Origin of the sequence: Leucothrix mucor DSM 2157, assembly GCF_000419525.1 — a bacterium.
Taxonomy (GTDB): Bacteria; Pseudomonadota; Gammaproteobacteria; order Thiotrichales; family Thiotrichaceae; genus Leucothrix; species Leucothrix mucor.
This window is the reverse complement of record NZ_ATTE01000001.1, coordinates 2,729,650-2,743,159: the sequence shown is the minus strand read 5'-3', so window position 1 is coordinate 2,743,159 and position 13,510 is coordinate 2,729,650. Positions and strand designations below refer to the sequence as shown.

The 13,510-nt window shown below is 47.0% G+C and carries 15 protein-coding genes; 10 read left to right on the top strand and 5 right to left on the bottom strand.

What is annotated here, in order from left to right; translation table 11 throughout:
• Nucleotides 1–9: 9 nt before the first annotated feature.
• From LEUMU_RS0112370 to LEUMU_RS0112355, 4 genes are read right to left on the bottom strand one after another with little or no spacing between them, the layout of a single operon-like run.
• A complete protein-coding gene (locus tag LEUMU_RS0112370; protein WP_022952601.1) occupies nt 10–189 on the bottom strand; it encodes a DUF2970 domain-containing protein in 180 nt (59 codons plus the stop codon).
• An 18-nt stretch (nt 190–207) separates the two neighbouring features.
• Nucleotides 208–1,104 carry a heme o synthase gene (cyoE, locus tag LEUMU_RS0112365; RefSeq protein ID WP_022952600.1) on the bottom strand — a complete coding sequence of 299 codons (897 nt, stop codon included), beginning with the start codon at nt 1,102–1,104 and terminating at the stop codon, nt 208–210.
• 3 nt (nt 1,105–1,107) lie between these two features.
• On the bottom strand, nt 1,108–1,686 hold the full coding sequence (locus LEUMU_RS0112360) for an SCO family protein (RefSeq protein WP_022952599.1): 579 nt from the start codon (nt 1,684–1,686) through the stop codon (nt 1,108–1,110).
• A 59-nt stretch (nt 1,687–1,745) separates the two neighbouring features.
• On the bottom strand, nt 1,746–2,756 hold the full coding sequence (locus tag LEUMU_RS0112355; protein ID WP_022952598.1) for a COX15/CtaA family protein: 1,011 nt from the start codon (nt 2,754–2,756) through the stop codon (nt 1,746–1,748).
• A 398-nt stretch (nt 2,757–3,154) separates the two neighbouring features.
• Between LEUMU_RS0112355 and coxB the strand changes: the two genes are divergently transcribed.
• The 7 genes from coxB (at nt 3,155) to LEUMU_RS25885 (ending at nt 9,454) form a co-directional block, all read left to right on the top strand.
• Nucleotides 3,155–4,297, top strand: a complete 1,143-nt coding sequence (gene coxB, locus LEUMU_RS0112350; protein ID WP_022952597.1) for a cytochrome c oxidase subunit II — start codon at nt 3,155–3,157, stop codon at nt 4,295–4,297.
• A 12-nt stretch (nt 4,298–4,309) separates the two neighbouring features.
• Complete coding sequence (gene ctaD, locus LEUMU_RS0112345; protein WP_022952596.1) at nt 4,310–5,953, top strand: cytochrome c oxidase subunit I; 1,644 nt, start codon at nt 4,310–4,312, stop codon at nt 5,951–5,953.
• 119 nt (nt 5,954–6,072) lie between these two features.
• Nucleotides 6,073–6,606 carry a cytochrome c oxidase assembly protein gene (locus LEUMU_RS0112335; protein WP_022952594.1) on the top strand — a complete coding sequence of 178 codons (534 nt, stop codon included), beginning with the start codon at nt 6,073–6,075 and terminating at the stop codon, nt 6,604–6,606.
• Between the two features lie 32 nt (nt 6,607–6,638).
• Nucleotides 6,639–7,514, top strand: coding sequence for a cytochrome c oxidase subunit 3 (locus LEUMU_RS0112330; protein WP_022952593.1), 876 nt, complete (start codon nt 6,639–6,641; stop codon nt 7,512–7,514).
• Nucleotides 7,515–7,600: 86 nt separating this feature from the next.
• Nucleotides 7,601–7,804, top strand: coding sequence for a twin transmembrane helix small protein (locus LEUMU_RS0112325; RefSeq protein WP_022952592.1), 204 nt, complete (start codon nt 7,601–7,603; stop codon nt 7,802–7,804).
• 11 nt (nt 7,805–7,815) lie between these two features.
• Nucleotides 7,816–8,565 carry an SURF1 family protein gene (locus tag LEUMU_RS0112320; protein ID WP_022952591.1) on the top strand — a complete coding sequence of 250 codons (750 nt, stop codon included), beginning with the start codon at nt 7,816–7,818 and terminating at the stop codon, nt 8,563–8,565.
• A gap of 58 nt (nt 8,566–8,623) precedes the next feature.
• A complete protein-coding gene (locus LEUMU_RS25885; RefSeq protein ID WP_022952590.1) occupies nt 8,624–9,454 on the top strand; it encodes a c-type cytochrome in 831 nt (276 codons plus the stop codon).
• A 69-nt stretch (nt 9,455–9,523) separates the two neighbouring features.
• Here LEUMU_RS25885 and LEUMU_RS0112310 read toward each other — a convergent pair whose 3' ends face one another.
• Complete coding sequence (locus LEUMU_RS0112310) at nt 9,524–10,336, bottom strand: DUF2189 domain-containing protein (RefSeq protein WP_022952589.1); 813 nt, start codon at nt 10,334–10,336, stop codon at nt 9,524–9,526.
• A 372-nt stretch (nt 10,337–10,708) separates the two neighbouring features.
• Here LEUMU_RS0112310 and petA point away from each other — a divergent pair, with 372 nt between their 5' ends.
• Genes petA through LEUMU_RS0112295 form a run of 3 tightly spaced genes read left to right on the top strand, consistent with a single transcriptional unit; the run spans nt 10,709 to nt 13,454 of the window.
• The gene (gene petA / locus LEUMU_RS0112305) at nt 10,709–11,305 is read left to right on the top strand and encodes a ubiquinol-cytochrome c reductase iron-sulfur subunit (RefSeq protein WP_022952588.1); all 597 of its coding nucleotides are present in this window, start codon (nt 10,709–10,711) and stop codon (nt 11,303–11,305) included.
• A complete protein-coding gene (locus LEUMU_RS0112300; protein ID WP_022952587.1) occupies nt 11,305–12,696 on the top strand; it encodes a cytochrome b in 1,392 nt (463 codons plus the stop codon). Before petA ends, LEUMU_RS0112300 begins: the two co-directional genes overlap by 1 nt.
• Nucleotides 12,693–13,454: a cytochrome c1 gene (locus tag LEUMU_RS0112295; RefSeq protein WP_022952586.1), complete on the top strand. Its 762-nt coding sequence runs from the start codon at nt 12,693–12,695 to the stop codon at nt 13,452–13,454. Before LEUMU_RS0112300 ends, LEUMU_RS0112295 begins: the two co-directional genes overlap by 4 nt.
• Nucleotides 13,455–13,510 lie beyond the last annotated feature (56 nt).

Here is a 13,510-nt window from a genome sequence, read left to right as displayed (position 1 = left end):
CCATAATGCTTAGCTCAGCACCACCTGCACGACGGTATAAACGACCAAAACAAACACCACCACCATGATTAGCCCTGCCACAATAAACGGCGTTGCACTGGATTTAGCAAAGTCATCCTCCAGGTTTTTCTTTTTCTGCACCCCGATAAAGGCCGCCATTACGCTCTTGATTGCATTAAGAAATTCCATGGTGCATGTCTCCTTGTCTCAAACCAGTTGATTAAGATGTAGCGGGAAATAATGGTCGACCAGCAAAATCACAAATAAGGCCATTAAGTAGTTTATCGAGTAGCCAAAGGTTTTCATGGGTAGCTTGTCGTTACCCGGTGTTCTTAGCATTTCAACTGCGTAGTAAAGAAAGCCACCGCCTAGCACGACTGCGCCAACCAAGTAAATCAGGCTGCTCATGCCGACCAGATAAGGCATCAGTGTCACGATAAACAGAATAATGGTGTACAGCAGAATCTGCAGGCGGGTGAATGGCAGGCCGTGTGTCACTGGCAGCATTGGTACATCGACCTTGGCATATTCTTCATGGCGGTGAATAGCGAGCGCCCAAAAGTGTGGCGGCGTCCAAATAAACACAATCAAAAACAGTAGCAATGCGCCTAAATCCACCGAGTTGGTGATTGCAGTCCAGCCTAAAATTGGTGGAGCGGCACCCGCTGCGCCACCAATCACGATATTCTGTGGCGTCGCACGTTTCAGGTACATGGTGTAAATCACCGCATAGCCGATCAGTGCGAAAAAGGTAAGTACCGCAGTCAACAGATTCACGCCAATGGCTAAAATGCCGATACCAATAACCCCAATCAATACGCCAAACGCAATCGCTTGCTTGGTATTGACCTTGCCTTCAGGCAATGGGCGCTTTTTGGTGCGATGCATAATGGTATCGATGCGTTGATCGATGACATGGTTAAACACCGCAGCTGAGCATGACGCAAGCGCGATTCCGATGGAAGCCAGTATCACTAAATGCATTGGCGGCAGGCCTGTAGTGGACATAAACATGCCAACCACTGCCGTCAGCATAATGAGTGCGACGACTTTGAGTTTACAAAGCTTCAGGAAGTCTTTCAGGGTAGGGCGAGCAGGATTCATCGATTAACCAATTTGAGAGTACTTAAGAATACGTTTGAAATCTTTCATGATGCCTTTGATGTCTGGCACTTCACCAACATAATACATCATTAAATTTCCAAGTGGGTCAATCAGATAAATGGGGTGCTCATCCTGTTTAGGGAATTGCTTCAGGAAATTATCGGGTGCATCGCTTAGTTCAGCGAGCATCAAATCAGGGTAGGCGTTCTTCAGCGCGTCGGTATCCGTCCAGGGCGTATCACCGACTGAAACGGTCCGAATCCGGCGCATATCTTCATTGGTTAACAGGCGAATACGCTTGAGTAAATCCAAACGGGCGCGGCAAGCGTCCCCACATTCTGCTTGATTAAGATACAGCAACGTCCATTGATTACGCGCTAAATTCTCCGGATCAGCCGGCTGGCCATCAAGGGTGACGCCATCAGTGCTGATATTGACGGGAGGCTGTACTAATTGACCATAGTTAACAGTCGAGGTATCCATACCAAGGCGTTCTGCGTTCATAAACATGACGCTACCGATGACGATCGGTGCGACAAATACAAAAATCATTGTCAGTAATGTTTTCTTGGCAGGTGCCATTGTTATTGTTTCCTCTCCATTGTTAGCGACTAGATACTAGCGTATCTGCTTTTTAGTTCCTATCTTTTATCGGGTGCTGCGACACGAAACCAGCTGCGGTGGTTAATCGTGATGACGGTTAGTAGTAACAAGGCAGCAACCAAATTATGTGCGACTGCAATACTTAATGGCAGCGCCATCACCACATTCAGAATACCTAGTGTGATCTGTGTGGCCAGCACCAGTAGCAGAATTCCTGCCAAGCCGGCGAATTTGCGCTGGGGTTGAACTAGCAATAATAGGAATAAGCCGATTAAGTAGGTGCCGACGATTAGTGCGCCTATTCGGTGGGTGACCTGAACGGCTGTGCGAGCAGGGCTTTCCAGTGTTCCAAATTCATAATCAACACCAGTGTGATGAACGAATTGGAAGGCGCTATCAAAGTCCATGGTTGGCCACCACTGGCTCATGCAGGTTGGGAAGTCCGTTCCACACGCCAGCGCTGCGTAGTGAGTGCTGGTCCAGCCGCCGAGGAATATTTGCCCAACTAATAAGAGAAAGCCAATGGCTGCCCAAAAGCGTAAGCCCATGCTGGTATCCGGACCGGGAGCATTGGTGTCGCGAGATTGGTTGAGCAGCAATAACCAAGTCAGCGATAGCGTGGTAAAACCACCAATCAAGTGCGCAGTAACGATCACGGGGCTCAGTAATAGAGTCACCGTCCACATGCCAAGCAAGGCCTGAAAAATAACGGTACACAGTAATAAGGTTGGGAGCAGTACGCTTTGCTGGAGTTGTTTACGCTTGGCAACGGCAAAGATAAAAATGGCGAGTACAGCCAGTCCCAATATGCCCGCAAGGTAGCGATGGATCATTTCCTTCCAAGCTTTGTCGGTTTCCAGCGGGCGATCAAACTCATCATGGGGCAGTTCATCCGGCACACCGACCAAATGACCATAACAACCCGGCCAGTCCGGACAGCCCAAGCCAGCATCGGAGAGTCGGGTATAAGCGCCAAGAATAATGACGCAGAGGGCTAATACCACTGTAAATTGCAGTAGGCGTCGGAAACTTTGACGTGGGTTGCTCATAGAATTGCCTTGGAATATTCGTCGTTTTTTATCGCGTGAGGGCGATTTATATCATAAACATTATGACGATTGGCAATAACTACTTGAGATGACGGTGCTTAGCATTTTTACTGACCAATTATTTGGGTTTAGATTTTCTTATTCATACTAGTATATTTTCGAACTTGACTGTAGACTGTTCTTCAATTACTGAATGGCTTTAATGCCGATTTGATTAGATTGTGGCGTTGTGTGAGTAGCCTGATAGCACTATAAAAAGGTCAATACACACATAAATTTAATTGGTTTATCGGCAGCTGAAGCGCTCTCAAACACCTGTTTAAAACTAAATTTTAAACTTTTCGATTCTCCGCGGTTCGCTTGCGGACTGGGGAACTATCGACATTGGAGGAGGCTATATGTTGAATAACCGATTCATCGCGACCTTATTCAAAACACTGATCTTGCCGCTGCTTATGTTGCCAAGCACAGTGTTTGCTGAATACGGTTTGAATCTCCCGGAAGGGGTAACCCCCATTAGCCGAGATATCTACGGCTTACACATGACCATCTTCTGGGTGTGTGTGGGAATCGCGGTTATTGTATTTGGTGTCATGATCTATTCGATGATCTATCACCGCAAATCTAAAGGCGCAGTCGCCTCCAACTTTCATGAAAGCACGACCATTGAGTTGATTTGGACGCTGGTTCCACTGGCTATCCTGATCGCTATTGCCGTGCCTGCCACTAAAGTATTGATCGACCTTGAGAATACTGAAAAAGCGGACATGACAGTGAAGATCACTGGCTATCAGTGGAAGTGGCAGTATGAATACTTAGATCATGATATTAGCTTCTTCAGTAATCTGACACAGAAAAGCCGCGACGGAATCAACAATGCGGCTGTGCGTGCAACAGATGAACACTACTTACAAGACGTTGATAACCGACTGGTGCTGCCAGTCAATCAGCGAATTCGTTTCTTAATGACCTCTAACGATGTAATCCACTCTTGGTGGGTGCGTGAACTGGGTGTAAAGCAGGATGCGAATCCGGGCTTTATCAATGACTCTTGGGCTTATATCGAAGAGCCTGGTGTGTATCGTGGTAAATGTACTGAGCTTTGCGGAAAAGACCACGGCTTTATGCCAATTGTGGTTGAAGTGAAGTCTCAGGAAGATTATGCCGCTTGGGTCGATGAGCAGAAGGCTATTGCCGCTGCTGCAGCTGCCTCCGGTGATCGTGAGTGGTCTAAGGAAGAGCTGATGGTTCAGGGTCAAAAGGTTTACAGTACTAACTGTGCCGCTTGTCACGGTGTGACAGGTGCTGGTGTACCTGGTGCGTTCCCTGCGATGGCAGGCAGTCCAATTACGACTAAAACGGAAAACATGGCTGCTCATATCGATATCATTCTCAACGGTAAAAGTGGGACTGCGATGCAAGCGTTTGGCAAGCAGCTGAGCGATAGTGACATTGCGGCGGTGGTGACTTACGAGCGTAACGCGTTCGGCAATAACACCAACGAAATTGTTCAACCTGCAACAATTAAGTCTGCACGATAAGGAGGCAGTAACATGGCAACAACGACAACTGATATTGAAGCCGACATCCAGAATCATGCACATGACGATCATCATCATGGACCTGAGCCAGGCTTAATGCGGTGGGTAAAAACAACCAACCACAAAGACATCGGTTACCTCTATCTTTGGTTTGCATTCATTATGCTGCTGATTGGTGGTGCGATGGCGATGGTTATCCGTGCTGAATTATTTATGCCGGGATTGCAGTTTGTAGAGCCACAGTTTTTTAACCAGATGACGACCATGCATGGTTTGATTATGGTATTTGGTGCGATCATGCCGGCCTTTGTGGGCTTGGCGAATATTCAGATTCCTACCATGATTGGTGCACCGGATATGGCGTTACCCCGCATGAATAACTGGAGCTTCTGGATTCTGCCATTTGCAGGTGCCATGTTAATGAGCACTATGTTTATGGAAGGTGGCGGACCGGCCTTTGGTTGGACGTTCTACGCACCGTTGTCTACAACGTTTGCGCCACAAAGTACTGACTACTTCATCTTTGCTATTCACATGTTGGGTTTCTCATCCATCATGGGTGCGATCAATATCATTGCGACTGTAATGAATATGCGTGCTAGCGGCATGAAGCTAATGGATATGCCATTGTTCGTTTGGACTTGGTTTATCACAGCCTTCCTGCTGATTGCAGCGATGCCAGTATTGGCCGGTGCGGTAACAATGATGCTGACTGACCGTAACTTCGGTACTAGCTTCTTTGATGCAGCAGGTGGTGGTGACCCGGTTATGTTCCAGCATATTTTCTGGTTCTTCGGTCACCCTGAAGTTTACATTATGATTTTGCCGGCCTTCGGTATTATCTCGCAAATCATCCCGACGTTTTCGCGTAAACCATTGTTTGGTTACAGCTCAATGGTGTATGCAACGGCTTCAATTGCGGTGCTATCATTCGTAGTTTGGGCACATCACATGTTCCTAACCGGTATGCCGGTTGCGGGTCAGATGTACTTTATGTATGCGACGATCCTGATCTCCGTTCCGACTGGTGTGAAAGTGTTCAACTGGGTGTCTACCATGTGGAGAGGCTCGTTGAGCTTTGAAATCCCCATGATGTGGGCGGTGGCCTTTGTAATCCTGTTTACTATCGGTGGTTTGTCCGGCTTGATGCTGGGTATCGTACCGGCGGATATTCAATACCATGATACCTACTTCGTGGTGGCGCATTTCCATTATGTACTGGTAACGGGTGCGCTGTTCTCTATCATTGCTGGCGTTTACTACTGGTTGCCAAAATGGTGTGGTCGTATGTACAACGAGAAGCTGGCAACGATCCACTTCTGGTGGGCGGTACTGTCAGTGAATGTGTTGTTCTTCCCAATGCACTTCCTAGGGTTAGCGGGTATGCCACGCCGTATTCCTGACTACTCACTACAGTTTGCTGACTTCAATCTGATTGCTAGTGTCGGTGGCTTCGTGTTTGGTTTGTCCTTCTTATTGCTGGCTTACATCATTGTGGATTGCATCCGTAATGGTCGTGTCGTCAAAGAAGCACGCGTTTGGGAAAGTGCTAAAGGTCTGGAGTGGACATTGCCTACACCTGCGCCTTACCACACCTTTAACGAAGAGCCACCACGTGAGTTGATTCTTAAAGAATCTAGCCACACAGGTCATTGAGAATATAAGTGATGTCAGAAATTCAACGAAAGCAACGTGGAGCAATGGTGACAGCGGCGGTAATCGCAGCAGTCGCTATTGCGATCTTCTCTTTGACACTTATTTTGTCAGGTAAATAAATGCGCGAACCGGTTACCAAGGGATTTTGGCTAAAGCTGATTTTTATCCCAATTGCCATGTTTGGCTTCGCCTTCGCCTTAGTGCCGTTGTATGACATTCTGTGTGATGTCACCGGCTTTAACGGGCGAACCACTACCAGCAGCTATCAAGATACTGCAGAAAGTTATGAGGTGGATGAAGCGCGCACGGTATTTGTGGATTTTGCAGCAGCAGTCGCCCCTGGTTTTCCGATTAGCTTTCGCCCGAAAACCCCTCAAATGGAAGTGGTGCCGGGCAAAGTGTATACCGCGTATTTTTTAGCTGAGAATCGTTCCAAAGATATGATTGTTGGTCAGGCAGTGCCCAGTGTGGCGCCCAGTCAGGCTGCGACCCACTTTAAAAAGTTGGAATGCTTTTGCTTTACGCGTCAGGAGTTCAAAGCCTATCAACCGGTTGAAATGCCGGTGCGGTTTGTGGTTGAGCCGTCTCTTGATGGAAATGTTCAAAACATCACACTGTCGTATAACTTTTTTAGAATACAACCTGATGTCTGATTTGCGGATGTCGATGAGTGTAGGAGAAATCAATGCAGTCTAAAGAACAGTATTACGTTCCGGAAGGTAGTTATTGGCCCATCGTGGGTTCTGTTGGCATGGCGTTACTGCTGGGTGGTTTTGCAGGTTCCCTGCATGGCAGTGCCTTAGCTACCGGACTGATGGTATTGGGTTTGGCCACTATCCTGTTTATGGTGTTTGGTTGGATGGGGCAGGTTGTTCATGAGAGTGAGTCTGGCTTTTATAATACCCAGGTAGATAAATCATTCCGGATCGGTATGGCTTGGTTTATCTTTTCCGAAGTTATGTTCTTTGCAGCATTCTTTGGTGCCTTGTTTTATGCGCGTGAGTTTTCCGTGCCATGGCTTGCAGGTGAGGGAAATAACTTCTGGACCGGTAAGTTGCTATGGCCTGAGTTTAAAGCGGTCTGGCCTCTGATCCAAATGCCAAACCCTGAAGCATTCTCAGTACCAAGTGGTCTGATTCATGCTTGGCAAATCCCAGCCTTTAACACGATGTTACTGCTGGCTAGTGGTGCTACCTTAACTTGGGCACACTGGGCATTGCTCAACAATAATCGTAAGCAGATTATTTACGGACTGATTGCAACGATTTTACTCGGTATTGTCTTCCTTGGTTTTCAGGTCATGGAGTATGGCGAGGCGTACGGTCACTTAAATCTGAAAATGACTTCCGGTGTCTACGGTAGTACCTTCTTTATGCTGACTGGTTTCCACGGTTTGCACGTAACTTTGGGAACCATTATGTTGGTGACCATTTTGATGCGTGTTATTCGTGGCCATTTCAACTCAGAAAATCATTTTGGTTTTGAAGCGGTTGCTTGGTACTGGCACTTTGTGGATGTGGTCTGGCTTGGACTGTTCATCTATGTTTACTGGTTTGTTTGATCAATCGATTTAACAGCAATACAGGATTGCCGGCGGCACTGTCACAAGTGACTGCCGGTAATTGTTTTAAGCGGTGAGGATGGCATTTGATTAAACTTATAGTGTTGGGCTTCTTTTTGTTCATTTTGTATAGCTTAGGTTCTGCGCTGTATTACATGATGAAAGATGGCACAAGCTCACGCCGCATGTTGAAAGCACTAACCATGCGTATCGGTGCCTCAATCGCCTTGTTTATATTCCTGCTATTTTGTTTCTGGATGGGATGGATTCGACCTGATGGTTCGTTTTAATTCATTGTGATATGACTAAACTACGTATCGGGTCTTTTGTTTTTTCTCCTGCTCTGGTTCCTTCGCTGACTTTTCTAGTGGTATTTCCGGTGTTAATTTCGCTTGGGTTATGGCAATTAGATCGGGCAGAAGAGAAGCGGGAAATAGAGCGGCAAGTCAGTGTGGCAATGAGTCGTGCGCCCTTGAATATTAACCAGGCCGACTTTAATAAATTGCCTGCTGATGTCTATCGGCCTGCGGCATTGCAGGGGCGGTTCGATAACGAACGGCAATACCTCTGGGATAATAAAACCAGTAATGGTAAGCCGGGTTATCAAGTGCTAACGCCTTTTTTGCTGGATGGTAGTAATCAGGTTGTGATGGTTAATCGCGGTTGGATTCCAATTTTGGGCCGACGAGATCAGTTTCCGGATATTGCGGTTGATACTAGCCCTATAGAAATCCTTGGTGTTATCAAGCAGCCATCCAATGCAATACAGCTGGCTGTTAGTGAAAGTACACAAGCTCATGTCTATCCTCATCTGGTGCAGGCTTTCGAGCCATCGGTGATCGCCAGTGAGTTAAAGCAGCCGGTGGCGCCAATATTAATTGAGCTGGATGCGGCAGATAAGCATGGGTTTGTAAGAGACTGGCAGCCGTATTACGGCAAAATCGGTAAGCATATCGGTTATGCCATTCAATGGTTTTTAATGGCGCTCATTGTCATGTTTTTGTATATAAAGTTAAATCTGAAACGATTGCCTGATGGTCACAACACTTAGCATTCAGGTTGTTAGTCGTTCAATATTATAATTGTTAATTAAACAACTGGAGGAAACCATGTCTGGTTCTCATGAAAAATTACCTCGGCTTTTTTGGGTGCAGATTGTAGCAGTGCTGGTTATCGGTGTGCTTTATTTGTTTGCTCCGGCGCCTAAAGGAACCCCTGAGGCGAAAGTGGTTGATCCACAAATGGTGGCTGCATTAAAGCCAATCGGCTCGGTCGCTATTAAAGTCGATGTTGCTGATGTTCCTGCGCGCTCTGGTGAAGAGATCGTAAAAGGTGTGTGTGCAGTGTGCCACTCCATTGGTTTGGCTAATGCACCAAAGCTGGATAGCACGGCTAAAGCAGATTGGGTCGCTCGATTGAATAGTGATATGAAGGCGTTAGTGACCAGTGCAATTAATGGTAAAGGCGGCATGCCTCCTCGTGGTGGTGATCCAAGCATTACTGATGAAGAAATCACCGCATCCATCATGCATATGTTGTCATTAGCGGATGTTGAAGTGGCAGAAGCCGGCGCTGCGCCAGCCGAAGCACCGGCTGTAGCTATCGTTGCAGCACCAGAGCCTGTGGCAGCAGCTCCTGCGGTTGCTAAGCCTACGATTCCTGATGTGAGTGTAGAGTCTGTGGTCGCGACGGCTGAAGGTGAGAAGGTGTATCAGGCCTCTTGCATGGCGTGTCATGCAAATGGTGTAGCGAATGCACCTATCCTTGGTGATAAGCTGGCATGGGAGCCTCGCATTGAGCAGGGTATGAGCGTTCTGTATACCACTGCATTGATCGGCGATAGCAGTAAGGCAACTATGCCGGTTAAAGGCGGAAATCCTTCCTTGAGTGATCAAGCGGTGATTGAAGCGATCAATTACATGGTTGTTAAAAGCAGGTAAGCCATTTACTCCAAGCATTAAAAAGGCCTCCCAATGCGGAGGCCTTTTTAATGGGGCTGAACTTAGCTATTAGTGAGTAATAGGGCCGTTCTTAGCAATTAACTCATCAGGGCGAACAACCATCTCGCGGTAAGCATGCCAGCTGGCATAACCAACGATAGGGAAGGCAACGATAAGGCCAAGGAAAGCAGTTGCCATTCCAAGCATCATAATGGTGCCGATCATGGCGGCCCAAGTGAACATCTTACGTGGGTTAGTCTTCACAACGCGCAAGCTTGTTGCAGCGGCGGTTACCAAGTCAACATCCCGGTGCATGATCATAGGGATAGAGATAACACTAATCGCGAATGCAAAGCTTACGACTACTGCGCCAACCAATAAGAAGAGAGCTAAAAATACAATGCTTGATGGTTCGCTGAGCACTTCAAATAAGTTACCACGGGAGATGTTCAGGTCTTGAAAGAATAAGCCGAGCAGTAGACCAGTTAAACGAGTCCAGACGGTATGCAGGAAGCCGAGCGCGAAGGCAAACGCTAGCAGGGTGCCAGTATTCTTTCTAAGTGCTGAGATAGCATGGTGAAGTTGTGGCTTTCGGCCAAACTCCATTTCACGCGCCATATCGTATAAGCCGATCGCGGCGAAAGGACCAACAATTACGAAACCGGTGATGGCTCCGAGGATAAAGCTAGGTGATGATGAGGTGAAAAATGCCAGGATGGCACCAATCGCAGCAATCACACCGCCGTACAGTAAGCTAAGGCCCAAGTTGTTCTTAAAGTCTTCGAAACCTTTTTCCAGCCAACGCATAGGGGCCTCATTGTCAGCATGATTAATTTTTATGTCTGACAGGGGCGTGAAGTCCGCATTTTCTACTGTGGTCATATTGTTCCTCCAATGTGTATATAGAACCTATATCTACTCAGAGCATATCAGAAACTTATAGAGTAGCGGAGTAACTTCGCGCTAAAAAAGCGTAATTTATTGTGTAAAAATTATTGAATAGCGGCGAGCCGAGCACAGGGGGCAATATTGTCTATAATAAGTTCCATATAACTTGTATTGGAATAGAGTCGGGAGACGTTGAAACAGGCATTATGACTTGACCTTACTGTCAACATACGCGACTATACTTCGATTTGCTGTCAGGCTCCACATTCAGCTGCTGAGCCTGTTTCTGAATGGCGTCGTGTCTTCGATGCCTAAGCCGTTTTCGACAGTAATGGCAAAGTTTCTAAGATCTGGGAGTAATTTATAATGGCAGATACCGGAGTGGATAAGAAACGCAGACGTTTTCTTATCGGTGCTACCTCAGCTGTTGGCGCAGTAGGTGTTGGCGCGATAGCAATCCCTTTCATTGGTTCCCTGACTCCTAGTGCACGCGCACTGGCCGCAGGTGCTCCCGTTGAAGTGGATATTTCAAAAGTTGAACCGGGTCAGTTAGTACGTACTATCTGGCGTGGTAAGCCGGTTTGGGTTGTTAATCGTACCGATGAGATGCTGGCATCTCTACCGACGGTTGATCCTAAGCTGAAGGATCCGAATTCTGATGTTGTTTCTCAACAGCCAGAGTATGCAAAGAACCCGACCCGTGCGCGTAACGAGAAATATGCTGTAATGGTTGGAATTTGTACGCATTTAGGATGTTCCCCGACGTACCGCCCTGAAGTGGCACCCGCAGATTTAGGTAGTGACTGGGTAGGTGGCTTCTATTGCCCATGCCACGGTTCACGCTTTGACCTTGCAGGCCGCGTCATGAAAGGATCGCCGGCCGGAACCAATTTGGTGGTACCACCTTACTATTACAAGACAGATACTCTGGTTCGTATTGGTGAAGATGGGGGAGTGGCTTAATGAATGGATTATTAAACTGGATTGATGCGCGATTTCCACTGACAGATACGTGGAACAAGCACATCGCTGAATATTACGCACCAAAGAACTTTAACTTCTTTTATTTCTTTGGTTCGCTGGCAATGCTGATTTTGGTATTGCAGATTGTTACTGGTGTATTTTTGACTATGCACTACAAACCAGACGCCGCAATGGCGTTTACTTCCGTTGAGTACATCATGCGTGATGTGCCAGGTGGCTGGTTTATTCGATATATGCACTCTACGGGTGCTTCGATGTTCTTCGTCGTTATTTATCTGCACATGTTCCGCGGCCTGATTTACGGCTCCTTTAAAGGACCTCGTGAGTTGGTATGGCTGATCGGTATGCTGATTTATTTGGCGCTGATGGCTGAAGCATTCATGGGATATTTGCTGCCTTGGGGCCAAATGTCTTTCTGGGGTGCGCAGGTAATCATTAACCTGTTTAACACGATTCCATTTATTGGTGATGTGGTTTCTACGACGATTCGTGGTGACTTCGTAATCTCTGATCCAACTCTAAACCGTTTCTTCGCATTCCACGTTGTGGCAGTGCCATTGATTCTGGTCGGTCTGGTATTTGTTCATATCGTTGCACTGCATGCGGTAGGCTCTAACAACCCAGATGGCGTTGAGATCAAGAAATATAAAGATGAGAATGGCATTCCGTTAGACGGCATTCGTTTCCATCCTTACTACACAGTGAAAGATATTGTGGGTGTGGTTGGCTTCCTGATTGTATTCTTCGCGATTATCTTCTTTATGCCTGAAGGTGGTGGATACTTCCTTGAGCATGCAAACTTTGAGCCTGCTAATCCGCTGAAGACGCCTGAGCACATTGCACCGGTTTGGTACTTCACACCATTCTACACCGTGTTACGTGCAGTACCTGATCCTTGGTATGGTACTCTGGCGATGTTCGCCGCGATCGCAGTGCTGTTTGTTCTGCCTTGGTTGGATAAGAACCCGATTAAATCAATCCGCTACCGCAACATGGCTCACCTGATCAATATCACTTGGTTCGCTGTTACGTTCATCGTATTAGGCTTCTTGGGTGTATTGGCAGTAACCGATGAGTTCCGTGAGTTAGGAACGCGTGCTACGCAGATTTACTTCCTATTCTTTGCGGTGACTTATGTACACAGCCGCCCACATCAAGCTAACTATGTAATGTGGTTTGTGATTCTGTTGGTGCCAGTGCTGTTGTGGGATTACCTGCGATTGGACCCAAGCTTCACTGAAAATCAGCGTGGCTTGTTCTGGGAAATGATGTTGATTCCGGTTATTTACCTTGCGACAACCCTGTTGTTGCCAAAGTTTGTAGCTAAAGCAAATGCAGAGAAGGACGTTCCAACGAGGGTAACAGGATGAATTTGAAATCATTGAAATTACTATTAGCTGCAGCGGTATTGAGCTTTGCTGCATCACCGGCAGTTCATGCGGCAGGTGGTGAAGTTGAGCTGCAAGATGCTAACGTTAACCTTGATAACAAGCTAAGTCTGGCGCGTGGTGCTAAGTTCTACACGAACTACTGCATGGGTTGTCACTCTTTGAAGTTCAGCCGTTACAATCGTGTTGCTCAGGATTTAGGTTTGGATGAAGAGACGATTAAGTCTCTGATTTTCACTCGTGATGAAGATAACGAGATTGATAAGCCGGGTGCTTTGATGACTAACGCGATTCCTGTAAAGGATTCTGCGCGTTGGTTTGGTACGTCGCCTCCGGATTTGACATTGATTGCTCGCTCTCGTGGCGGCGGAGACTGGATCTACAGCTACCTGAAAGGCTTTTACCGCGATGACTCACGTCCTTTGGGCGTTAACAACATGGTATTTGCTAACGTAGGTATGCCTCATGTCTTGGCTGAGCTGCAAGGTATGCAGGAGCTGGAAGAGCACGATGACGGCCATGGCCATATCACCAAAACATTGAAACTGGTTGAGCCAGGCAAGATGTCTCCGGGTGAGTATGATCAGTTGGCACGTGATCTGACTGGCTTCTTGGTTTATGTTGCAGAGCCTGCACAGTTACACCGTACTTTCTATGGTATACTGACGTTGTTATTCCTTTCGGTGTTCTTTGTTATTGCGTATTTCCTTAAGAAAGAGTTCTGGAAGGATATTCATTAAACCAGTTTTACTGTAATATCCCGAGGCTGCCCCGCAAATGAGCGGGGTGGCCTTTT